Here is a 21,979-nt window from a genome sequence, read left to right as displayed (position 1 = left end):
AGAATGAGGGGCCGCGTCGCCGCGGCCCCTCATTTCCTCCCTTGTTTCCCTACTCGGAGCCGCCCGAACCCGAAGATGCGGACGCCCCGGCCTTCGTGCCCCCATCGTCGGACTTGGACGCGGTAGCGGACGTTGCAGCCGCACCGTGGCGAGCCGGCTTGACCGACTTGACCCCGTCGTTGTCCTTGACCCCATCCTTGGGCTTCGTACCGCGCTCGGGGTGACCGGCCTTCGATCCCTCGCGGGTGGCCTTTGCACCCTCGCCGTTCTTGTCGGCTCCGGCACTGCCGGACGCGGCAGCCGGCTTGGGCGTATCGCCGGCCTTGCCATCGGTCGTGCTGTCGGGCTTGGTATCGCCCTTGGCGTCATCCTTCGACGTGCCCGCCTTGGTGGTCTCCGACTCGGTGGTGTCGTCCTTCGTCGTCGTGTCGGGCTTCGTCGTCGTGTCGGGCTTCGTCGTCGTGTCGGTACCTGTTGAGGGAACTTCTGCTTCCTTCGTGGCGTCGACCTTGGTGGTGTCCACCTTGGTGGTGTCGACGGGTTCGACAGCGGTCCCGACCGGTTCGGCCGCCGGTGTCGTGGTCGTCGACTCCTCGACCGTGTCGACCTTCTCGGCCTCGACGGCGGTCGCCTCGGTGGTGACGGTGGTCGGCTCGGTCACCTCGGTGGCGGTGGCCGCCACCTCAGTCGTGGCCGCCTCGGTGGTAGCCGCCTCGGTGGTGGCCTCGGATTCGCCGGACTTGGCCTCTTCACCAGCCGTCGAGACCTTGTCCCCGGCGAGAGCCGCCGACTCCACCGTCTCCGCGGAGACCCCCTCTACCGTGGCCGTGCGGGCAGCGCTCAGAGCCGTCGCGGTGGCCGTCTGCCCGCCGAATCCCTTGAAAATCTGGGTGATCGCGGTGACCACCGAGGTCACGAGGGCACTGATCAGATTCGGCACGAAGCTCAGCACATTGTTGATCAGCTGTCCGAGCAGCTGCAGCACAGATGTCACCGGGTTCGAAGGTTCGGTCGGTGTGGTCGGCTGCAGCGACTGGATCAGCTCTTTGAGGACGAGAGCGATGGGTTTCGGTGTCCCGTCCTCGTAGAACAGCCCGAAGTGTGCCTCATTGTTGTTGAGATCCTCACCGGCCCCCGCAGTGTCCCGTGTGGTGTACAGAAAGATGGGTCCCGCTCCCGCGACGGTCTGCCAGAAGTTGATGAAGTCGGTGATAAAGTCCTTTTGCGCTGTTTCGGAAACCAGGTTCGTCGGAAGCCCGTACTCACTGATCCACAACTTCAGTTGCTCCTGGCCCGGCGCGAGATAGGAATCCATCAGTTCGCGCAGCTGCTGAGCCTGCGACAATGCAACGTTGCCGTCAGAGAATTTCGCATAATAGTCGTAAGGGTGAAATGACAGCGCGTCGAAGTAGCCATTTGCCCCTGCGTTATACATCGCCGTGACGAAGTCGACAGGGTTCATCGTCAAATTGCCCCACGTCGAACCGGCACCCACCACCGCTCCGATCACGGAGATGTCGATGTTGAGCTGACTGGCGGCTTGTTTGAGTGCGGTGTACGTCGCCTTCAACATCGTGGTGTAGTCGACCGGGTCCACCGGATTCCAGAAGATGAAGGCGTTCGGTTCGTTCCAGACCTCGTAGGCGCTGATCTTGTCGCCGTAGCGCAGAGCCACCTGCTTGGCGAAATCGGCGAAGTCGTTGACGTCCGTCGGCTGACCGTTGATCGGCGTCGACTCCGTAGCCCACACCGGCGTCGAGTTGAGCACGCCCAGAATGCCCATACCCTTGGCATTCGCGGCATTGACGATCATGTCGAGCGCGTTCCAGTTCCGGGTGCTCTGCGAGAGACTCGGGTCCTTCTGTTCGATGTTGGCCCACGGCACCAGCACACGAACGTTCGTGACACCGATATCCAACATCGACTGGAGTCGCTGGTCGACGTCCGCCCGGATTGCCTCGATCTCAGCTGCCGTGATGCCCGGTTTGGAGAGGGCGTCGTTCACCGCGTAATACCAGTCCGAGCCCTCGGAAATGCCGACCGTCGACGGGGAGTCGTCAATCGCGGCGACGTTGAGGATGTCGTACGACGCGACACGCTTCACGTCGGGCATGACGAAATGACTTCCGGTCGCCGCGATCATTGCTGTGGCGGTCAACCCTATTACTGCGCGCACCATCACGCCGCGCACCGGTCGAGGAGCATGTCTCCACATTTCGACCACCTCGTTTCTTCTGCAGATCGGGACACCTGTGCCTTGCCTGCACATTGCTCGCAAATTAACTGAACCGACGGGTAATTGCATAACTTACCCAGCGGTAATAAATGCGCCAAAGCGCTTAGCCGAAACTGCGTAATTTAGGCAAACAATTGACCCATGCGGAAATATCCGAATGCGTCCCCATAATCCGGGTTATGGCAAAGGGGCAAACATGGGCGATCGCCGTTCCCGAGAGTGACCCCAGCCCGCGGCGCGGAGCAACCTCGCAGGTTCTAGCTTTGCGCTCGCCACTTCCCGCCGAATGGCGCCTGCTTCGAACGTTCCAGCCGACCCTCCGAGGACCGACTTGGCAAAGTTGAACGGAAGTTCGCTCCACCCCCATGCCCGCCGCCGCGATGACCCGAGGCAACGTTTGCCAGCAGCTGCGTGTCGCCGACCGTTCGGCGCGCCGATCCTGACATGTGGGAGGGGGTCAATCCGGTTGCTGGCCGGCACGTTCCCGGACCGAAGCCGCAGGATGAGGTTCAACGCCACCGGGAATCGGCGAGTGAGGGATCCGAACGCCCACCGGGGCGGGTCACGCGTTCCCGTCGACGGCGGGAACGCGTCCTGCCGGCCCCAAAACGAAGGGCCGCGAGTATGTCGCGGCCCTTCGTTCCTCCCCTGCTTCTCAATCGGCGGATCCGCCGCTTCCACTGCCCGAGGTTGCGCTCGCGGTGTGGGACGACTCCGAAGAATCCGACCCACCGGACGCCCCGGTGGTGGTCGTCGCCCGCGGCTTCGGCTTGGGCCAGCGGAGACCGGGGCGGGACTTGACACCCGTGGAGCCGGACTCGGAACCGTCGGCCGCCGCCGCGGTATCGCTCTTTGCGACGTGACGCGGGCCGAACCGCCACGTCTTACGCGGTCGATCGGCGCCGGACTTGGCGTCGGTCGATGACTTGACGTCGGTAGCCGTCTGGGTGGCGGTGGCGGCCTGGTCGTCAGTGCCGGCCGTATCGGCCGACGTCGCCGGGGTGGTTGCCGGTTCGGTGGCGGCGACCGGTTCCGCTACGGTTGCCGGTTCCGTCACGGTGACGGGTTCCTTCACGACCGGCTCCGTCACGACCGGCTCTGTCACGACCGGCTCTGTCACGACCGGCTCCGTCACGGTGACGGGTTCGGTCACGGTGACGGGTTCCGTCACGACCTCAGGCTGCGATCCCACCTCCGCCGCCGTGGTGGCCGACTCTTTCGCGGGCACCTCGCCGGTCGCCGCCTCCACCGTCGCGGTCTTGGCGACCTCCGACGTCCCCGGGTTCGTCACGGCCTCGGCCGTCGTCGCATCGACGGGCGCGGCCGCGACACTGAGCGCCGACACGGTCGCACCGGCTTTGGCAGCGGTGGTGGTCGACGTCCTCGTGAGCGCCTTCTTCAGATTCGCGAGCGCATTGGCGATCGAACTCGCGACGTTGAGGGCCATCTTCACCGGGGACATGACGACGCCGGCGACGGCGTTGACGATCTGGTTGACCGCCGCGGCGACCTGCTGTGCGAGCGCACTGAGCGTCCCCGTCACCGCGCCCGGGAGCGTCCCCGGGAAATCGATGACCGCCGACGGATTGGCGATCAACTGCTTGACGATCCCCGCTGCGTACTTGGCCACCCAGTTGTAGGTGAACAGTCCGAAGTTGTACTCGGCGTTGGAACTGTTCGGATAGGTGTCGTGGGCGGTGTACAGGAAGATCGGGCCGCCGCCGTCGAACGTCTGCCAGTAGTTGATCAGGTCCGCGATGAACTTGGCCTGCTTCAACTGCTCGGCTTCCGAACCGCCCACCGTCGAATAGCCGTACTCGCTGATCCAGATCTTCAGGTCATCGTCGCCGTTGGCGGCCATCAGTGCCCGGATCGCCTTCACCTGCTGAACGGCGGACAATCCACCGGGCAGGGTGGCGTTGACACCGGAACTGAACGGCAAGCTCTGGCTGTAGGGATGAAACGACAACGCATCGAAGAAGTCCTTGGCGCCCGCCGCGTACATGGCCGCCACGAAGCCCACCGGGTCGACCGACAGGCCCGGGACTCCCCACCCCGCTCCCACTACTCCGCCGATGACCTTGATATCGGTGTTGACGGCCTTGATGGCGGTGTAGGCGGCCTTCAAGATGGCGGTGTACGCCGCGGGGTCCGACGGATTCCACTCGAGGGCACCGTTGGGCTCATTCCAGATCTCGTAGGACGAGATCGCGCCGGCGAAATCTCCCGTGGAGTAGCGATTGGCCACAACCGAGGTGAAATCCGCAAACTGCGAAGCGAATTGGGAGAGCGCCGCTGCCTGATCGGTACTCGGATGGGCACTGCCGATACCGCCACCCGCCCAGGACGGCGCATGACTGATGGACGCGAGGATGCCCATTCCGCGCTTCTGCGCCTCCGACACGATCATGTCGGTGACGGACCAGTTGTACTTTCCGTCCGCGGTCTCGACCGCGTTCCATGGAATGCCGATCCGGACGTCACTGGCGCCCACCGATTGCAGGGCATCCAGCGCCTTGTTGATCAGGGACTGCCGTTCCGCCGTTGTGGTGGCATTGGCCACCTCGTAATAAAGGTAGGACTCGGCTATTCCGACCGTGGCGGCCTGCTCGTCAACGGCGGCCGTGTTCACGATGTCATAGGACGCATGCCTGATGGCTGGCAAGGACACTGGCGACGTGAATTGGCCCGGCGATCCTGCTATTAGTGCCGTTGCTGTCACCGCAATAGCGCAGCGCGTGGCGACCTTTTTGACCGGCTTATGCACGGGCTCCCCCATGGTGACTCCTGTTCCGATGCAGTGCGATTCGATGTCAGGACACGGATATTGCACGCCTATTGACGGTTCCGCCAGTTTTTTCGCGAGATTACTCAAGCGTAATTTTCGGCACCATTCCGACATTCCGATTTCACCAAGTTAGGCAAATTTCCCACGGGATTAAGGACAAACTTATTCGATACGCATTAGTCGACTTATGGCAAAGATTCAGCCCAGAGCAGCTGCGCCTGACTAACAGCCGAAGTGATCCGTATCACAGCAGAATCACAGGCGCGCAACGGTTTCCATACAGCTCAGCACAGCGGCCTTCTTGGCGGCTCTCATCAACGTCCAAGCATGCCGACGTGGCAAACACGCAATCACCGTCGTATGTTCGACGGACATCCACCCCGACACCGTCCTGGACAACATTTGCCGATACCCCTTGGCGATCCGCCTCGGGAGGCCCGATCCTGGCATGTGAGAGACATCGCACTCCGGATACCCGGCCCGGGGCAGGTCGCCCCCTCGCGCGACCGGCGCCGATGGCCACCCCCACGGCCCCCAGGGCCGTCATCGGCATCCTCGCCAGGGGAGATTGTTGCCGGCACAGCAGCCGTGCGGATCCTTCCGGCACCGACCGTCCACCCTCGGCTACCGACACGGTCGACAGTCCACACCGTGCGGTCACGACGGCGCCAGGCACCACGACCGGCGCGAGATCGGGCTCCGTCGTCGGTTGGCTGACGCCGGGGACGAAGACCCCGCCTCGGCCAACGCTATTTCGGGGTCACCACGGCTCAGCAAGCACAAATGGCGACGTGTCACTACGATCCGGCGCCTCGCCGATTCGGCTCACACCTTGCGATTCTCCGACTTGATGAGCCAGGCCAGTTTCTCCAGGCCGTCGATCAACTGGTGCAGGATGTCCGCGGTGGTCGGATCCTCGCCGTCCACCTCGTCGTGTACATCGCGCAGCGTCTGCACTGCGGCATAGATACGTGTGGCGATCAGGTCCACCACCTCTGCCGTGCCGCGCTCGTATGGAGGGAACCCCGGCAGCGTGGTGGTGGCGGCCACGGTGTCGGAACGGCCGTCCGCGACCGCATCGAGTGCCCGCAAGCGCTCGGCGACGGTATCGCTGCCCGCACGTGCGAAGTCGACGAGCTCGTCCAATTGCAGATGGAGATCTCGGAAGTTCGTGCCGACGACGTTCCAGTGCGCCTGCTTGCCCTGCAGATGCAGTTCGATCAGGTCGACCAGGACCTGCTGTAGGTGGGCGCTCAGTGCTGCGGAAGCCTGGAATCCCTTGACATCGGTTTCGGTGCGGCGAGTTGACGTGGTCATACACGGTGCAACCCGACATTTTCTGGAATGATTCCAGAAAATATCGATCAGTTCCGGTGCTGCTGGCTCAACAGCCGGGCATAACCGGCACCCATACCCAGTAACACCAGGCCGACCACGATGAACACGGCCACCCGGAACATGCCGTCGAGCGTGCCCAGGTCGAACACGAAGAGCTTGGCCACGGCAGCGGCGACCAGCGCCATCCCCGCACCGATGGGTAGTGAGCGGTCCTCACGGGCCCGCCGGGCCGCGTAGCCGAACAGCGCTGCCGCCAGGGCGATCCAGCAGATGGTCGCAGCCATCTGCCCGGCCAGGAAGCCGCCCCCAGGGCCCGCTATCAGAACGCCGGCCGTCACGGTGAACACGGTGACGGCATAGACCAGGACGGCCGCGGCTCCGGCCAGCAGCAGTCGCCCGCGGTCACCGTCGAGGCGCGACCGAGCCGCCCAGCACTGCGCGCCCGCGTAGCCACCCAGCAGCACGCTGGAGATCAGCACCGACACCGCGTCCGGTGCCGTGAGCACCGTTGCCGACGTCAAGGTGGCCGGTCCGGCCATCGACAAGAGATATAGCCCCCCGAAACCACCGAACAGCGCCGCGGACCACTGCGCAGCCACGCTGTGCCGGCCCGCCACCACTGCGAGTATCGCCATGGCCAGCAGTACCGGCCCGGCCACCGGTGCGGCGAAACCCACCCCGACGGCCACCAGTGCACAGATGGCCGATAACGCGGTCCACACCTGACGCACCGGCGTCGTCACCCCGGGGATCCGGTGCCCCGACAGCACGAGCGCCAGCACCGCAGCCGACAACGCGGCCGCCATCAGGGCCGCGACCACCTCGTGTACCGCCGCCCCGACCGCCAGCACCGGAAGCGCCCCCGCGGCCGCCAGCAGCGCCACCGCTCCACGATGTGTGCTGTGCGGCAACACCACCAACGCCGATCCCAAGGCAAGGATCGCCGCGAGCGCGCACGCCCCGGCCAGCCACGCATCGTGGCCCGAGCCAAACGCCACGCCCACCAGCGCGAGCATCACCGGCGCGCTACCGGCCGCCGTGCGGGCCGCGAACATCCACAGCCAGTCCCGGCCGATCTGTACCGGCAGCGTCGCCGCCGACAGCGCGAGCATGAAACCCACCAGCAGCAGCGTGATACCACCCGCCACGATCGGCGCCAGCACGATCAACGGCACCAAGACCAGCAGCGCCAGCTGTTCGGTCTCCCAACGCCGCGCCAGCAGCAGCCCGCCGCCGCCCACCGTTGCCGACACCGCCAGCCCGGCCGGCGCGGGCAGCCAGTCGTACATGGTCGTGACCGCAAGAACATCGATATAGGCGGCCGCAATGCCGGTGGCGGCCAGCGCGATGGCGCCCACCGCCCCTCCGGGGCGCGACCGCTGCCACAAGCCACAGGACACCAGGGCGGCCGCCAGCACCACGCCACCGGCCACCCGCACGGGCGGGGCGAGCAGACCGGCCTGGGCGGCGAGCACGACCAGCAGCACCACCCCGATCAGCGTCACCGCGACCCCGGCCGCGGCGAGCGCCTTGCCGATCCAATTCGTCGGCTCCCGAGGCACCGGCGCCGGTTGTGGCAGTGGCAGTGGCAGTGGCTGCGGCTGCGGCTGCGGCTGCGGCTGCTGCGGGTAGGGCCAATACACCGGCGCGGGCACGGCAGGTTGGCCGTTGAGCCGGACACCGAGGTCGTACAACTCGGCGGAGGCACGGGTCAACTGGCCGGCGATGGCGGCGAACTCGGCCGACAGCCGGACGAGAGCCTGCTGGGGTTCGGTCATACCCGCCATCGTGACGCGGGTGCGGATCCAGCGGATGAGTAGGACTACTCGACTTCGGGTTCGCGATCCAGGCCGTGCTCGATCGCATAACGGGCCAGCTCGACCCGGTTGGCCACCTGCAACTTGCGGAAGGTGGCCTGCACGTGGTTCTCCACGGTGCGGTGGCTGAGCGACAGACGCTCGCCGATCTGCTTGGCGGTCAACCCCTTTGCCACGTACCGCAGGATCTCGGTCTCCCGGTCCGTGAGGCTGGGGCCGGCCGGGCCGGGTTGCGGGTTCTGCGCGATCCGCCGGTACTCCCCCAGCACCAACCCGGCCAACCCCGGTGTGAACACCGCCCGGCCCTGCGCGGTGGCGCGGACCGCGTCACCCAGCTCCGCCTTGGACGCGCTCTTGACCAGATAGCCGGTGGCGCCGGCCTTCACCGCCTCCAGTACGTCGTCGCGCTCATCTGAGGCGGACAGCACCAAGACCCGTGACGCCGGCGAGACCGCCAGCACCTCGAGGGTGGCCTGCGCACCGGTGCCGTCGGACAGTCGCATGTCCATCACCACCACATCGGGCTTGACCGCCCCGGCCCGCCGCCGCGCCGACCCGACACCATCCGCGGTGGCCACCACCTCGAACCCGGCCTCGGCCAGATCGCGTGCCACCGCGTCCCGCCAGATGGGGTGGTCGTCGACCACCATGATGCTCGTCATCGCGCTGTCGATTCCCGTGGCACCGTCAGTTCCCATTCCGTCCCGCCACCCTCCGACGTGGTCAGGACGGCATCGCCGCCCAATGCCTGCATCCGTCCCCGAATGGATTTCGACACCCCGACCCGCCCTTCGTTCTCGGCCTCGGCCAGCCGACCGGCCGGGATACCGGGGCCGTCATCGCGGATGCTCACGACCACCGATCCACCGAGGTCCTCCAGGAGCACGTAAGCCTTCGCGCCCGGGCCGGCGTGCCGCTCGACGTTGGTCAGCACATTGACGGCGGCGGCCAGCACCTCGTCGGCCACCCGGGCGTCGAGGTATACCGCGGCAGCGGGCAAGCTCACCGCGACCCGGTCGGAGGCATATCCGCGCAGTAGCGCACCGAGATCAGTCACCGATATGCCCCCGACCTGCGCGGTGTCGGCGACACTGACCAACCGCCGCAGCGCCCGCTCCTGCTCACCGGCCACCTCGGCCAGTTGCGCTGCCTCACCCCCGATCTCGCGACCCCGCCGGGATACCAGGGCAAGCACCTGCATGACACCGTCGTGCACCTGCCGGGACAGGCGTTCGCGTTCGGCCAGCGCCGCGGCCAGGCGGGTGGCCCGCTCCAGTTCGGCGTGCGCGCGCCGGGCAGTGCTGGCCGCCATGCCGACAGCCAGCCCCACCGCCAGCTCGATGAGGATGGTCGGGGTGCGCACCAGATCGACGGCGATGGTGCCCTTCAGCGCCGCCGCGGTGCCCATCACGATCAGACCCGTGACCATGCCCGGCACCGGCCCGGCCAGAATCGCCGACGAGACAACGGCATTGGTGGCCCACAACGTGGTCGGCCAGGCTTGGTTGGCCGACGTCCACTGCGCGGAGGCGACCACCGGCGTGGTGGCCATCAGCACCACGACCACCGCCACCTCGGCGAGCACCCAGACGCGGTTGCGGCCGAACCCGCGCAGATACGCCACCGCGCACGCCACGCTCCACACCGTCAGCACACCGAACAGGACCATGCCGAGCACGGGGCGATCCAGCTCGGAGTTCTTCGACACGAAGAACACGCCCGCGTAGACCCAGCTGAACAGCCTGAACACCTGCGCGGCCCGCCACAGCGGGGCCGCCGGGTCGGACATGCTGCGCACCGCGGCTACATCACCTTGGACAGAAAGGCTTTCGTGCGTTCGTGCTGAGGGTTGGTCAGCACCTCACGTGGAGCACCGCTTTCCACCACGACACCGCCGTCCATGAACACCACCTTATCGGCGACCTCACGGGCGAAACCCATCTCATGGGTGACGACGACCATGGTCATGCCCTCGCTGGCGAGGTTCTTCATCACCCCGAGCACCTCCCCGACCAACTCGGGATCCAGCGCGGACGTGGGTTCGTCGAACAACATCAATTTGGGGCTCATCGCCAGTGCCCGCGCGATCGCCACCCGCTGCTGCTGACCGCCGGACAACTGGGCCGGGTAAGCATCGGCCTTCTCACCGAGCCCGACCTGCGCAAGCAGATCCTTGCCCCGCGCCACCGCGGCGTCGCGCTTCATCCCCTTGACGTGGACGGGTGCCTCGATGATGTTCTCCAGCGCCGTCCGGTGCGGGAAGAGATTGAAATGCTGGAACACCATGCCGATCTCGCGACGCTGCTTGGCCGCGTCCTTCGGGCTCATCTCCAGCAGCTTGCTGCCCCGCTCGCGATACCCGACGAGTTCGCCGTCGACGTACAGCCGTCCGGCGTTGACCTGTTCCAAATGGTTGATGCAGCGCAGGAAGGTCGACTTGCCCGAACCGGACGGCCCGACCAAGACCAGCACCTCACCCCTGCCGATCTCCAGGGTGATGCCCTTCAACACCTGCAGGGCGCCGAAGCTCTTGCAGACCTGTTCGGCCTTGACCATGGGCTGCGCGGGAGCCGAGTTTTCCACTGTCACATTCCACCTGTCCCGGCTTGTGCTTTGGCCAGTGCCTCAAGCTGTTTGGTGGTCAGCTTGCGCGAGGCGCCCCGGGAGAAGTACCGCTCCAGGTAGTACTGACCGACCATCAGCACGCTGGTGACCGCGAGATACCAGGTCGCGGCGACCATCAGCATCGGCACGGGTTCGAAGATCCGGCCACCGATATCGCGCACCGCGATGCCGTACAGGTCATAGGAGTACGGCACGGCCGTCACCAGCGAGGTGGTCTTGAGCATGCTGATGATCTCGTTGCCGGTCGGCGGGATGATCACCCGCATCGCCTGCGGTAACACCGTGCGACGCATGGTCATGCCCCAGGACATGCCCAGTGCCGTCGAGGCTTCGGACTGTCCCTCCGGCACCGAGGAGATTCCGGCACGGATGATCTCGGCCATGTACGCGCCCTCGTTGAGACCGAGGCCGATGACCGCGAGCAGGAACGGAATCGAGAGTGACTGCAGGTTGAACGTGAAGAACGTCGGGCCGAACGGGATACCCAGCTGGAGGTTCTTGTAGATGGTCGGGAACAGGCCCCAGAACACCAGCTGCACGTACACCGGGGTACCGCGGAAGATCCAGAGGAACACCCAGGAGACCCACCGGAACACCGGATTGGGCGAGAGCCGCATCACCGCCAGGATGATGCCGAGCAGGATCGCCAGCACCATCGAATAGATGGTGAGCTGCAAGGTGTTCCACGCACCCTCGAGCAATCGCTGGTCGAACAGGTACTTGCGGTACACCGACCAGCGATAGGCGTCGTTGGTGGCCGCGCCGTAGAGGAACAGCGCGGTCAACGCAACGATCACCGCCGCCCCCACCCACCGCCATGGGTGGCGCAGGGGCACCGCGTGTATTACCGGTGGAGCCTCCGGAGCATCGGTAGTGGTCAGTTGATCGCTCCGTTGATCACCGGTTTGTCGATCATGCCCGGCTCGACACCCCAGTTGGCGGCGATCTGCTTGTAGGTGCCGTTGTCGATCAGATGCTGCAGCGCCTGCACCAGGGACTGCGCCAGCGGCGAGCCCTTCTTCACCGGCCAGCCGTAGGGCGCGGATTCAAAGGTCTCCCCGGCGGTCTCCAGCTTGCCGTTGCTCTGCTTGATGGCGTAAAGCGTGACCGGGGAGTCCGCCGACATGGCGTCGGCCTGTCCCAACACCACCGCGTTGGTCGCGGCATCCTGGCTGTCGAACTTGAGGATGTCGATGGCCGGTTTGCCGGCATCGGTGCACGCCTTGCTCTTGGCAGGCAGTTCGTCGGTCTCCTCGGTGGTGGTGGCCTGCACCGCCACCTTCTTGCCGCAGGCGTTGTTCGGGTCGATCGAGCCGCCCTTCGGCTGGGCCCACTGAATACCGGCCGAGAAGTAGGTGACGAAATCGACCGCCTGCTCCCGCTCCTTGGTATCGGTGAACGAGGACATCCCGATGTTGAAGGTGTCGCCCTGCACCGCGGGGATGATCTTGGCGAAATCGGACTCGCGGAACTCCGCCTGCAGTCCCAGAGTGGCCGCGATCGCGTTGACCAGGTCGACGTCGAAGCCGACGATCTTGCCGGTCTCATCCTTGAACTCGTTGGGGGCGTAAGGAATGTTCACGCCCACCACGAGCTTGCCGGACGACTTGATCGCCTCGGGAACGGTGTTGGCGATGGATTCGACCTTCTCCGCCGACGCGGCCTTGGTCGTGGAGGACGGTGCGGCGGAGTCCTCATTCTTGGCGCAACCCGACAGGGCCAGTGCACCCGTGGCGACGAATACCGCCGCCACGCGCCACACCCTGGTCCGGCGACTCATACATCCAACTGACACGTTTCCTCTTTCCTCGTCGGTGGTCATCCACCTGCGTCGACTTCCGACATCTTTGTGCCCCAAGGCGAAGACGTTAACCACAGTGGCCCCAGCTCGCAGCGCCGGTAACCGAAGGTTAACGATCTTCTGATCATGGTGTGCCGTAATCGTCCAGCGGTGTTTGACGCTGTGGGAGACTGCGCATATGACAACCGTCGCTCCCCCAAGCCTGCTGCCACACCTGTGGAAATCCACCCTGGTCTCGGGCGTTCTCGCGGTGGCACTCGGCGCCGCAGTGCTCGCCTGGCCGAAGATCTCGATCGTCGTCGCAGCCAGCTTCTTCGGCGCCTATCTGCTGATCACCGGTATCGCACAGGTGATCTTCGCATTCAGCCTGCACGTGTCGGCCGGCGGCCGGGTACTGCTGTTCATCAGCGGCGCGGCATCGCTGATCCTGGCGGTGTTGTCTTTCCGTCACCTTTACGACGCCGTGCTGCTGCTGGCGATCTGGATCGGTGTCGGGTTCGTGTTCCGGGGTGTGGCCACCGCGGTCTCGGCGATCAGCGACCCCACCCTGCCCGGCCGGGGCTGGAACATCTTCGTCGGCGTCATCAGCCTGATCGCCGGCATCGTCGTGCTGGCCTCACCGTTCGATTCGATCGCGACGCTGGCCCTGGTGACCGGTATCTGGCTGGTGGTCATCGGTCTGATGGAGGTCGTCACCGCCTTCGGCATCCGGTCGACCTCCAAGAAACTGACCGAGGCGCTGGGCGGAGGACTGAGCCAGGAGCCGGCTCAGTCCTCGTCATGAGTTGTCTGCACCACGTTTTCTACGCGTGCGGACCCTCAGCTACTACAGTGTGTCGTAGTTCTACAAAGCCGTAGAGATACCCGCAGCCCGGGGAGGTGGTGCACATGGATGCGCTAGATGTGTCGCGTTGGCAGTTCGGGATCACGACCGTCTACCACTTCATCTTCGTCCCGCTCACGATCGGGCTTGCCCCGCTCATCGCGGTGATGCAGACGGTGTGGGTCCTCACCGGAAACACCGCGTGGTACCGACTCACCAGGTTTTTCGGGAAGCTGTTCCTGATCAACTTCGCCCTGGGCGTGGCCACCGGCATCGTCCAGGAGTTCCAGTTCGGGATGAACTGGAGCGAGTACTCCCGATTCGTCGGCGACGTGTTCGGGGCACCGCTGGCCCTGGAGGGCCTGGTCGCCTTCTTCTTCGAATCGACCTTCCTCGGGCTGTGGATCTTCGGCTGGTCCAGGCTGCCCCGCCTGGTGCACCTGGCCTGTATCTGGATCGTCGCCATCGCCGTGAACGCCTCGGCGTTCTTCATCATCGCGGCCAACTCGTTCATGCAGCACCCGGTCGGCGCGCATTACAACCCCGAGACCGGCCGCGCCGAATTGACCAGCATCAGCGCCCTGTTCACCAACAACACGGCATGGGCGGCGTTCCCGCACGCCGTTGCCGGATCGTTCCTGGTGGCCGGAACCTTCGTGGCCGGGGTGTGCGCATGGTGGATGGTGCGCACCCCCGACTCGGATGACGCACGCACGATGTATCGCCCGGCAACCATCCTGGGCTGTCTCATCGCCTTCGTCTCCGCGGCCGGCCTGTTCTTCACCGGTGACGCCCAGGGCAAGCTGATGTTCCAACAACAGCCGATGAAGATGGCGTCGGCGGAATCGTTGTGCCACACCGAAATCGACCCGAAGTTCTCCGTCCTCACCGTCGGCACGCACAACAACTGCGACAGCGTCACTCACCTCATCGAGGTGCCCTATGTGCTGCCGTTCCTGGCCGAAGGCAAGTTCACCGGCGTCAAGCTGGAGGGCGTCAAGGATCTGCAGGACAGCTACCAGGAGAGGTTCGGTCCCGGTGACTACCGGCCGAACCTGTTCGTCACCTACTGGTCTTTCCGCGCGATGATCGGATTCCTGGCGGTGCCCATGCTCTTCGCACTCACCGCGTTGTGGCTCACCAGGGGCGGCCGAATACCGCGGCAACGCTGGTTCGCGTGGTTCGCACTGCTCACCCTGCCCACCCCGTTCCTGGCCAACAGCGCCGGCTGGGTGTTCACCGAGATGGGCCGACAGCCCTGGGTGGTGGCACCCAACCCCACCGGCGACCAGCTGGTGCGGCTCACCGTGCAACAAGGGGTGTCCCACAACTCCGCGGCCACGGTCTGGCTGTCGCTGATCCTGTTCACCGCGCTCTACGCGGCGCTCGCGGTGATCTGGTTCTTCCTGCTCCGGCGTTACGTCGTCGAAGGACCGCTCGAGCACGACAGCGAACCCGTCCCACCCACACCACCCGGCGAGGACGATGTCGCGCCGCTGTCGTTCGCCTACTAGGAGGTGCACCATGGACCTGCAGACGTTCTGGTTCATCATCCTGGCCGTGCTGTTCATCGGCTTCCTGGTGCTGGAGGGTTTCGACTTCGGCGTCGGGATGCTGATGGCACTCTTCGGGCGAGCTTCGTCAGGTGACCCCGAAAAGCACCGCCGCGCAGTCCTCAACACCATCGGCCCGGTCTGGGATGGCAACGAGGTATGGCTGATCACCGCGGGCGGGGCGATGTTCGCGGCCTTCCCCGGTATGTACGCCACCATGTTCTCCGGCCTGTACCTGCCGTTGCTGGCCATCCTGCTGTCGATGATCATGCGCATCTGCGCCATCGAATGGCGCGGGAAGATCAACGATCCGAATTGGCGGCGCTGGGCCGACATCGGCATCGCCGTCGGATCATGGGTGCCCGCGCTGCTCTGGGGCGTCGCCTTCGCCATGCTGCTGCGGGGTCTGCCGGTGGATGCCGACCATCAGATCCACCTCTCCGTCAGCGACGCCCTGAACCCGTACACCCTGCTCGGCGGGCTGGCGACATGCGGCCTGTTCCTGTTCCACGGGGCGGTGTTCCTCGCGCTGAAAACCGAAGGCGCCGTGCGTGATGACGCGACCAAGTTCACCATCCGGCTTGCTCTGCCCGTCACGGTGATCGTCGCCGGCTTCGGCCTGTGGACTCAGCTGGCGTACGGCAAGGACTGGACCTGGCTGGTGCTCGGTATCGCCGTGGTGGCACAGCTGGGCGCGGTCATGCTGGTGTGGAGTCGCGGTGGGGACGGCTGGGCATTCGCGGCCACGGCCACGGTGATCGCCTCGGTGGTGGTGCTCATATTCGGCTGCCTGTACCCGAATCTCATTCCCTCCACCCTGGATCCGGCGTGGAGCCTGACCATCCACAACGCCTCGTCGACGCCCTACACGCTGACCATCATGAGTTGGGCCGCGGTGTTGGTCACCCCCCTGGTCATCGCCTACCAGGCCTGGACCTATTGGGTGTTCCGGCAGCGCATCTCGGCCGACCGCATCCCCGACCCCGCGGGACTGTCACCGCGCCTGCCGTGACACTCCGATCCTCCCCCGCCATGCGGCGCTACCTCGTCGCATCGGCGGCGTGCGGGGTGCTGATCGGCGGTGCCACCGTGGCGTCGGCCTGGGTGCTCGCCCATCTGGTGGCCGGGGTGATCACCGACCCGACGTCGCGAACCGTCGCGCACTGGTCGGGGCAACTACTGATCCTGGCCGGGCTGTGGGCCGTGCGCACCGCCGGATCCTGGCTACAGGCCCGGCTCAGCCAGCGGGCCGCGACGGCGGTGATCGGCGAACTCAGCGCCGAGGTGTTGCGCTCGGTGACCGCCCGAGCCCCGCACGAGCTGACCTCGGTCCGCGACGAGGCCGCGGTGATCCTCACCCGCGGGCTGGATGGGCTGCGCCCGTACTTCACCGGGTATCTGCCCGCGGCGGTACTGGCCGGGATCCTCACGCCACTCACGGTGATCGTGATCGCCGTCGCCGATCTGCAGGCCGCCGTCATCGTCGCGATCGCACTGCCACTCATCCCACTGTTCATGATCCTCATCGGCCGGCTCACCGCGGATCGCTCGGCGGCGGCGCTGGCGGCGATGACGACGCTGCAGTCCCGGCTGCTCGACCTGGTCGCCGGGATCCCCACCCTGCGCGCCCTGGGCCGGGCCGGCGGGCCGACCCATCGGATCGCCGAACTGGCTGCCGCGCATCGCCGTTCGGCGATGGCCACCCTGCGAATCGCCTTCCTGTCGGCCGCCGTCCTGGAACTGCTCGCGACCCTGGGCGTCGCACTGGTCGCCGTCAGTGTGGGACTGCGGTTGGTGTTCGGTGAGGTGACGTTAGCCGCCGGGCTGACCGCACTGCTGCTGGCCCCCGAGGTGTTCTGGCCGTTGCGCCGGGTGGGTGTCCAGTTCCACGCCGCGCAGGACGGTAAGACCGCAGCCGACGCGGCGCTGCGCCTGCAAGTTGCCGCTCCCGAACGCACCCCTGGGCACCTCACCCCGCACGCCGGCATCATCCAGCTGGACGAACTGACCGTCGTCAGGCGCGACGGCCCGGCACCGGACCGGCTGAGCGCCACCGCGATTCCGGGTGAGGTGACCGTGCTCACCGGGCCCAACGGCAGCGGGAAGTCCACCACCTTCGAGGTGATTCTGGGACTGTCCCCGGCCTCGTCGGGCCGGGTGCTCATCGGCGACACCGATATCGCCGACGCCGACCTGCCGACGTGGTGGCCGCAGGTCTGTTGGCTGCCACAGCGACCGGTCCTGCTGCCCGGGACGGTGCGGAGCAACCTGGAACTGTTCGGACCGCTGGCCGATATCGACAAGGCCTGCCGCGCGGCGGGTTTCGACGATGTTCTCGCCGTCCTGCCCGACGGCCTGGACACGGTGATCGGGCGCGGCGGGGCGGGGCTGTCGCTGGGACAGCGGCAGCGGCTGGGCCTGGCGCGCGCACTGGGATCGACCGCGCCCGTGCTGCTGCTCGACGAACCGACCGCGCACCTGGACGCCGGAACCGAAAGCCGGGTACTGGAGGCGATCACGGAGCGCGCCCGACAGGGTGCCACCGTGCTGGTGATCGCCCATCGGACGCCGGTACTCGCCGTGGCCGACCAGGTGGTCACCGTGGGAGGTGCCCTGAGTGTCCCCTCGTGACGTGCTGGGCCTGCTGCGGCCGCGATTGCCGCGGCTGGCCCTGGCCGTGCTGTTCGGCACCCTCGCCCTGGGCAGCGCGCTGGCCCTGGCGACGGTGTCGGCCTGGCTGATCACCCGGGCCTGGCAGATGCCGCCGGTGCTGGATCTCAGCGTCGCGGTGGTCGCCGTGCGTGCACTGGGCATTTCGCGGGGCGTGTTCAGCTACTGCGAACGGCTGGCCATCCACGACGTCGCGCTGCGCTCGGCCGGCCACGCCCGGGCCGGCCTGTACCGGCGGCTGACCCAATTGCCACAGGACACCGCCCTGCGATTGCACAGCGGCGAATTGGTGGCGCGCCTGGGCAGTTCGGTCGACGAACTCGCCGATGTGTTGGTGCGGGCGGTGCTGCCGATCTGTGTCGCGGTACTGCTGTCGGCGGCCGGGATCACGATCATCGGACTGATCTCGCCCGCTGCCGCAGCGGTGCTGGCCGGCTGCTTGCTGGTGGCCGGGGTGCTGGCGCCGTGGCTGGCGGCCCAGGCGTCGAACGCCGCCGAACAGCTCGCCGCCGACCAGCACAGCGCTCGCGATACCGCCGCCGTCCTCGCCCTGGAACACGCCGCCGAATTGCGGGTGTGCGGCCGGCTCCCTGAGGTGATCGCCGAATCCGAGCGGCGGCAACGGGATTGGGGCCGCGAACTGGACCGCTCGGCGGCGCCCGCCGCCCTGGCCGCCGCGGCGACCACCGCGGCCGTCGGCGCGGCGGTCCTGGCCGCGGCTTTTATCGGCATCACCCTGGCCCCGGTCACCGCACCGACCACGCTGGCCATCCTCATGCTGGTGCCGTTGTCGGCATTCGAGGCGACCACCGCACTTCCGGCCGCAGCCGTGGCCCTGGTGCGCGCCCGGCTGGCAGCCGGCCGGATCGGCGATATCGTCGCGCCGGTTCGCGACGGCCGGCAGCGGCCCGCTACCCCGGAGGTGGAGCTGGAACCCGGCGGCCGGCTGGCCGTGGTGGGCCCGAGCGGATGCGGAAAGACCACCATGCTCATGAGAATTGCCGACGAATATCCCGAGAGTCCCCTGACTGCAGCATTTTTCGCCGAAGACGCGCACCTGTTCGACACCACCGTGCGGGACAACCTGTTGGTGGCCCGCGGGGATGCGACCGATGGGGAACTGCTGGCGGCACTGGACAGGGTGGGACTTCGGGAGTGGCTCGACCAGCTGCCCGACGGGCTGAGCACCATCCTGACCGGCGGCGCGGCGGCCGTCTCCGCCGGACAGCGCCGACGCCTGCTGTTGGCCCGCGCGTTGATCTCGGACTTCCCCGTCGTGCTGCTCGATGAGCCGACCGAGCACCTGGACGAGGCCGACAGCGACCGGTTGCTGCGCGGATTGCTCACCCCCGGTGAACTGTTCGCACGCGAGCGCACCGTCGTCGTCGCCACGCACCACCTGCCCGCGGACATCGGCGCTCCGACGGTGAAGTTACGCGGCACACCGGTTCAGTGAGTACCCTCACCATCCATGAGCTCCTATGGGCCGTACGGCGGACAGTACGGCGAGCAGTATCCGGGCCAGGGCCCCTATCCCCCGCCTCCCCCGCAGCCCTACGCCGGCTACGGCCCGCCACCGATCGGTCCGCGTAACGGACTCGGTATCACCGCACTGATCCTGGCCGTCGTGGGACTGTTGTTCTCCTGGACCATCGCGGGCGGCATCATCCTCGGGCTGGTCGCCCTGATCATCGGGTTCGCGGCACGGGGTCGCGTCAAACGCGGCGAGGCCACCAACGGCGGGCTGGCGCTCTCCGGAATCGTGCTGGGCGCCTTGGCGATCGTGCTCGGGCTGGTGTTCATCCCGGTCTGGATCGGCTTCTTCTCCCAGCTGGGCGTCGGTGACTACGTGGACTGCATGCAGAAGGCCGGCAACGACCGGGCCGCCCAGTTGCAGTGTGAGAGCAACATGCGCGACAAGATCGAGACGGACTACGGAGTGACGATCACGCCCACGCCCTAGCGAGGCGGGAAGTACTTGATGATGCCTTCCTGCATGACCGTCGCCACGATCTGACCGTCGCCGCGGAAGAAGTGGCCGTTGCTCAGGCCACGCGAGTCGGCCGCCACCGGCGACGATGTGGCGTACAGCATCCACTCGTCGAACCGCACCGGCTGGTGGAACCACACCGTGTGGTTCATCGTCACCGCGAAGATCCGATCGAAACCCCAGGACAGGCCGTGCCGGGTGATGATCGGGTCCAACACCGTGGTGTCCGACGAATACACCAGCGCCGCGGCATGCAGCACCGGATCGTCGGGCATCGGACCGTCGGCGGTCAGCCAGACCCGGTTGTGCTCCAACCGGTCGCCTTTGTCGCGCATCACCCACGCCGGGTCGTTCGTGTACCGCCACTGGATGGGTTTCAGTGCGGCGACGAACAGCGGCACCGTCTCCTCGTAGCCGATCAGCAAGTCGTCGATGGTGGGCAGGGTCGCCGGATGCGGCACGTCGGGCAGCGGAACGTTGTGCTCGAGTCCGCGGCCACCGGCCAGATGTGACACCAGGGCGGTGCCCAGCAGTACCCCGTCCTGGGTGACATCCACGCGGCGATTGGCGAACCGCCGTTCGTCACGCAACCGAACGACCTGGAATTCCAGATCTTTGGCCGGATCGCCGCCCGCGATGAAGTGCATCGACAACGTGGTCGGCGGCAGGTGTTCGGGCACCGTGCGGCTGGCCGCGACGAACGCCTGCGCCATCATCTGGCCGCCGAACGTGCGAACGGGGTTGAGGCTCGGATGCGTTCCGGTGAACGCATCCTCGCCCACCCGGGTGAGATCAAGGACCGTCAGCAGTTCCTGAAGGTGCTCTGCCGACAAAAGTCCCCCTGGTTTCTCTACACCCTATGCGTGGTCGTCCTCGCCGATCCGGTGCACATGGATCAGGTTGGTCGAGCCTACTGTGCCTGGCGGGGCACCTGCGACGATGACCACCAGGTCACCGCGCTTGTAGCGGCCCAGCCCCAGCAGCGACTCGTCGACCTGCTTGATCATGTCGTCGGTGGTCTGCATGTGCGGGACGATAAACGTCTCGGTGCCCCAGGTCAGGGCGAGCTGGCTGCGCACCTCGGGCAGCGGGGTGAACGCCAGCAGCGGCAGCGGGGTGTGCAACCGGGCCAGCCGGCGCACGGTGTCACCGGACTGGGTGAAGGCGACCAGCGCCTTGGCGTCGAGACGCTCGCCGATATCGCGTGCGGCGTAGGAGATGACGCCCCGCTTGGTGCGCGGCGTGTGGGTGAGCTGCGGCACCGCCGTCGAGTTGTCCTCGACCGCGGCGACGATGCGAGCCATGGTGCGCACCGTCTCCAGCGGGTATTTGCCCACCGAGGTCTCACCCGAGAGCATGACGGCGTCCGCACCGTCCAGCACGGCGTTGGCGACGTCGGACGCCTCCGCGCGGGTGGGTCGCGAGTGGTCGATCATCGACTCCAGCATCTGGGTCGCGACGATGACGGGTTTGGCGTTCTCGCGGGCCATCTGGATGGCGCGCTTCTGTACCAGCGGCACCTCTTCCAGTGGGAGCTCGACACCCAGGTCACCGCGGGCCACCATGATCGCGTCGAAGGCCAGCACGATGGCCTCCAGGTTGTCGACGGCCTCGGGCTTCTCCAGCTTGGCGATGACGGGGACGCGGCGCCCGACCCGGTCCATCACCTCGTGCACCAGCTCGATATCGGCCGGAGACCGCACGAAGGACAGCGCGATCAGGTCGACGCCGAGGTTGAGCGCGAACTCCAGATCGGCGATGTCCTTCTCGGACAGCGCGGGCACCGAGACGTTCATCCCGGGCAGCGAGAGGCCCTTGTTGTTGCTGACGCGACCGCCCTCGGTGACGGTGCAGACCACGTCGTTGCCGTCGACATGCTCGACCACGAGGCCGACGTTGCCGTCGTCGACCAGCAGCCGGTCGCCGGGAGAGGCGTCATTGGCCAGCTGCTTGTACGTGGTGGACACCCGGTCGTGGGTGCCCATGAAGTCCTCGACGGTGATTCGGATGGTCTCACCGGCCTGCCACAACGTGGCACCGGTGGCGAACCGGCCCAGCCGGATCTTGGGTCCCTGCAGGTCGGCGAGGATGCCGACCGCTCGACCGGCGGCGTCCGAGGCCGCCCGGACCCGCCTGTAGTTGCCTTCGTGATCGGAGTGCTCGCCGTGGCTGAAGTTCAGCCGCGCGACGTCCATTCCGGCTTCGACCAGGGCCTTCACCATCTCCTCGGTGCCCGTCGCCGGGCCGAGGGTACAGACGATCTTTCCGCGTCTATTCACGTCACGTGAGCATAGTCATGATCGATTCAGATGACCATTCAGACGGAGTCTCACACGCG

17 protein-coding genes are annotated in these 21,979 nt (G+C 66.5%); 6 read left to right on the top strand and 11 right to left on the bottom strand.

Annotated elements, in window-relative coordinates; all coding sequences use genetic code 11:
• Nucleotides 1–49: 49 nt before the first annotated feature.
• From FHU31_RS22435 to FHU31_RS22395, 9 genes are all read right to left on the bottom strand, one after another.
• Nucleotides 50–2,158 carry a cellulase family glycosylhydrolase gene (locus FHU31_RS22435; RefSeq protein WP_167162575.1) on the bottom strand — a complete coding sequence of 703 codons (2,109 nt, stop codon included), beginning with the start codon at nucleotides 2,156–2,158 and terminating at the stop codon, nucleotides 50–52.
• Between the two features lie 733 nt (nucleotides 2,159–2,891).
• Entirely contained in the window at nucleotides 2,892–4,868 is a 1,977-nt protein-coding gene (locus tag FHU31_RS22430; RefSeq protein ID WP_167162573.1) for a glycosyl hydrolase 53 family protein, read from the bottom strand.
• A gap of 981 nt (nucleotides 4,869–5,849) precedes the next feature.
• Complete coding sequence (locus FHU31_RS22425; protein ID WP_167162571.1) at nucleotides 5,850–6,341, bottom strand: Dps family protein; 492 nt, start codon at nucleotides 6,339–6,341, stop codon at nucleotides 5,850–5,852.
• A gap of 47 nt (nucleotides 6,342–6,388) precedes the next feature.
• Nucleotides 6,389–8,140, bottom strand: a complete 1,752-nt coding sequence (locus FHU31_RS22420; RefSeq protein ID WP_167162569.1) for a DUF2339 domain-containing protein — start codon at nucleotides 8,138–8,140, stop codon at nucleotides 6,389–6,391.
• Between the two features lie 44 nt (nucleotides 8,141–8,184).
• Nucleotides 8,185–8,877, bottom strand: coding sequence for a response regulator (locus FHU31_RS22415; RefSeq protein WP_167162567.1), 693 nt, complete (start codon nucleotides 8,875–8,877; stop codon nucleotides 8,185–8,187).
• Nucleotides 8,838–9,977, bottom strand: a complete 1,140-nt coding sequence (macS, locus tag FHU31_RS22410) for a MacS family sensor histidine kinase (protein ID WP_409371251.1) — start codon at nucleotides 9,975–9,977, stop codon at nucleotides 8,838–8,840. Before macS ends, FHU31_RS22415 begins: the two co-directional genes overlap by 40 nt.
• Before the next feature lie 5 nt (nucleotides 9,978–9,982).
• The gene (locus FHU31_RS22405; RefSeq protein ID WP_167162986.1) at nucleotides 9,983–10,735 is read right to left on the bottom strand and encodes an amino acid ABC transporter ATP-binding protein; all 753 of its coding nucleotides are present in this window, start codon (nucleotides 10,733–10,735) and stop codon (nucleotides 9,983–9,985) included.
• Nucleotides 10,736–10,764: 29 nt separating this feature from the next.
• A complete protein-coding gene (locus FHU31_RS22400) occupies nucleotides 10,765–11,649 on the bottom strand; it encodes an amino acid ABC transporter permease (RefSeq protein WP_235632691.1) in 885 nt (294 codons plus the stop codon).
• Between the two features lie 32 nt (nucleotides 11,650–11,681).
• Nucleotides 11,682–12,584 carry an ABC transporter substrate-binding protein gene (locus FHU31_RS22395; protein ID WP_167162565.1) on the bottom strand — a complete coding sequence of 301 codons (903 nt, stop codon included), beginning with the start codon at nucleotides 12,582–12,584 and terminating at the stop codon, nucleotides 11,682–11,684.
• A gap of 199 nt (nucleotides 12,585–12,783) precedes the next feature.
• On the opposite strand from FHU31_RS22395, the gene FHU31_RS22390 reads away from it, so the two are divergent.
• The 6 genes from FHU31_RS22390 to FHU31_RS22365 all read left to right on the top strand — a co-directional run bounded on the left by FHU31_RS22390 (nucleotide 12,784) and on the right by FHU31_RS22365 (nucleotide 19,614).
• The gene (locus FHU31_RS22390) at nucleotides 12,784–13,389 is read left to right on the top strand and encodes an HdeD family acid-resistance protein (RefSeq protein WP_167162563.1); all 606 of its coding nucleotides are present in this window, start codon (nucleotides 12,784–12,786) and stop codon (nucleotides 13,387–13,389) included.
• A 104-nt stretch (nucleotides 13,390–13,493) separates the two neighbouring features.
• Nucleotides 13,494–14,942 carry a cytochrome ubiquinol oxidase subunit I gene (locus FHU31_RS22385; protein ID WP_167162560.1) on the top strand — a complete coding sequence of 483 codons (1,449 nt, stop codon included), beginning with the start codon at nucleotides 13,494–13,496 and terminating at the stop codon, nucleotides 14,940–14,942.
• A 10-nt stretch (nucleotides 14,943–14,952) separates the two neighbouring features.
• Nucleotides 14,953–15,993, top strand: a complete 1,041-nt coding sequence (gene cydB / locus FHU31_RS22380) for a cytochrome d ubiquinol oxidase subunit II (protein WP_167162558.1) — start codon at nucleotides 14,953–14,955, stop codon at nucleotides 15,991–15,993.
• A 20-nt stretch (nucleotides 15,994–16,013) separates the two neighbouring features.
• A complete protein-coding gene (cydD, locus tag FHU31_RS22375) occupies nucleotides 16,014–17,612 on the top strand; it encodes a thiol reductant ABC exporter subunit CydD (RefSeq protein WP_167162982.1) in 1,599 nt (532 codons plus the stop codon).
• Entirely contained in the window at nucleotides 17,599–19,107 is a 1,509-nt protein-coding gene (locus FHU31_RS22370) for an ATP-binding cassette domain-containing protein (RefSeq protein WP_337789562.1), read from the top strand. Before cydD ends, FHU31_RS22370 begins: the two co-directional genes overlap by 14 nt.
• A gap of 15 nt (nucleotides 19,108–19,122) precedes the next feature.
• Entirely contained in the window at nucleotides 19,123–19,614 is a 492-nt protein-coding gene (locus tag FHU31_RS22365; RefSeq protein ID WP_167162556.1) for a DUF4190 domain-containing protein, read from the top strand.
• Here FHU31_RS22365 and FHU31_RS22360 read toward each other — a convergent pair.
• Nucleotides 19,611–20,474, bottom strand: coding sequence for an acyl-CoA thioesterase II (locus FHU31_RS22360; protein WP_167162554.1), 864 nt, complete (start codon nucleotides 20,472–20,474; stop codon nucleotides 19,611–19,613). The genes FHU31_RS22365 and FHU31_RS22360 overlap by 4 nt on opposite strands.
• A gap of 24 nt (nucleotides 20,475–20,498) precedes the next feature.
• Nucleotides 20,499–21,920, bottom strand: coding sequence for a pyruvate kinase (gene pyk, locus FHU31_RS22355; RefSeq protein ID WP_167162552.1), 1,422 nt, complete (start codon nucleotides 21,918–21,920; stop codon nucleotides 20,499–20,501).
• Nucleotides 21,921–21,979 lie beyond the last annotated feature (59 nt).

It is taken from the genome of Mycolicibacterium fluoranthenivorans (assembly GCF_011758805.1).
GTDB lineage: Bacteria > Actinomycetota > Actinomycetes > Mycobacteriales > Mycobacteriaceae > Mycobacterium > Mycobacterium fluoranthenivorans.
This window is presented reverse-complemented; position numbering and strand designations above follow the sequence as displayed.